The following is a 1423-nucleotide window of genomic DNA, read 5'->3' as shown; positions in this document are numbered from 1 at the left end:
ATGGGTCAAGTCAAAAACTTGTGGAGCGCATAGGATTTTTCTAGGTTTGTGTTTTTAATCAACCTAGTTTGTTTTGGAGAGTTTCTTGCCTTTAGTAGAGTACCTGTTACCCGATTTCATTTTATCCTATTTTGAGTTGACGCGCGTGGAGAAGTCCTCGGGTCTTCTGCATGTTTATTTGGAGGAGAAGAATTATGAAACTTCCGATCCAGCCAGGCAAGATCTTGAGTCCAAGGTTTTCTGCCGGAAATCACGATCCAGGACTTTCCGATCCGAGACAAACGTGTCTTTCTTCATATCAAACGCCGCCGCTGGCTGAATGCCAGGACCGGTAAGGTTGAACAGCGGGATTGGCAGGAAGTTGCAGAAGGTACGCGGATGACCAAGGAGTTTTCCGCTTTTTTAAAAGGTATCGGTGGATACTAACCCAAACAGTGCGTGGAGTATTGGACGTATGTACGGCGTTAACGGAAAACATCTTCTTCGTCAGTATCGTAGTCACTTGAGCGATTTTCAGAGCTGGGAGCAGCGCTCACATGCCAAAGAATGGCTACTGTTCCCTGAAAATCTGGGCACACACCTATCCATTGACGAAACGAGCCTCTCTCGTGGTGAACTTTATACTATTCTTACAAACAAAGCTGCAAAAGGTGGGCGGGGAAGTATCGTGGCTATTGTTGCGGGCACCAAGGCTGAATCGGATCGCCGAAGCGACAGTCGTTGAAATTATCAGTAAAATTCCTGAGAGCCAGCGCAAAAAAGTCTCCGAAATAACCCTGGACATGGCAGGCAGCATGGCAATGATCGCCAAGCGCTGTTTTCCTAGGGCGATACGTGTTACGGACCGTTTTCACGTGCAGAAATTGGCTACCGAAGCCTTGCAGGAAATGCGTATAAAACTCCGATGGGAGGCTCTCGATCAAGAGAATGACGCTATTGAACAGGCGAAAGCCACACAAACCGAATATATTCCAGAAGTGTTACCAAACGGCGATACCATTAAACAACTCTTGGCACGCAGCAGGTACGCCCTTTACAAAAAAGTCAGCACTTGGACAGAGAATCAAAAAGAAAGGGCTCGGTTGGTCTTCGAGCGCTTCCCAGACCTGAAAAAGGCATATGATCTGGCCCAAGAACTCAGCAATATCTTCAACAACACAGAACAAAAGCTCTACGGGTTGACCAGATTAGCTAAATGGCATGAAAAAGTCAGACAATCTGGTTTTAAGTCATTCAATACTGTCGCTAGGTCCATAGAGAACCACTATCAAACCATCCTCAACTACTTTGACAACAGAAGCACCAATGCTTCGGCAGAGTCCTTCAACGCAAAGATCAAGGCATTTAGAAGTCAGTTCAGAGGGGTTCGTAACGTTGAATTCTTCCTGTATCGTCTAACTCAGTTATATGCTTAATCCAAGTT

At 45.9% G+C, this 1423-nt stretch carries 2 protein-coding genes; both read left to right on the top strand.

Annotation, left to right across the window (positions count from 1 at the left end):
- Window positions 1-415: 415 nt before the first annotated feature.
- The gene (locus LZG71_RS30790) at window positions 416-724 is read left to right on the top strand and encodes a hypothetical protein (RefSeq protein ID WP_409013706.1); all 309 of its coding nucleotides are present in this window, start codon (window positions 416-418) and stop codon (window positions 722-724) included.
- Window positions 651-1415 (top strand): transposase, encoded by a 765-nt coding sequence (locus LZG71_RS30320; RefSeq protein WP_409013705.1) that lies wholly within the window; start codon window positions 651-653, stop codon window positions 1413-1415. The genes LZG71_RS30790 and LZG71_RS30320 overlap by 74 nt, the downstream gene beginning before the upstream one ends.
- The last annotated feature ends 8 nt before the right edge of the window (window positions 1416-1423 follow it).

This window comes from Dyadobacter sp. CY312, from assembly GCF_021390535.1.
Taxonomy (GTDB): domain Bacteria; phylum Bacteroidota; class Bacteroidia; order Cytophagales; family Spirosomataceae; genus Dyadobacter.
The sequence above is the reverse complement of the archived record's forward strand: the minus strand, read 5'-3'. Positions and strand labels throughout refer to the sequence as shown.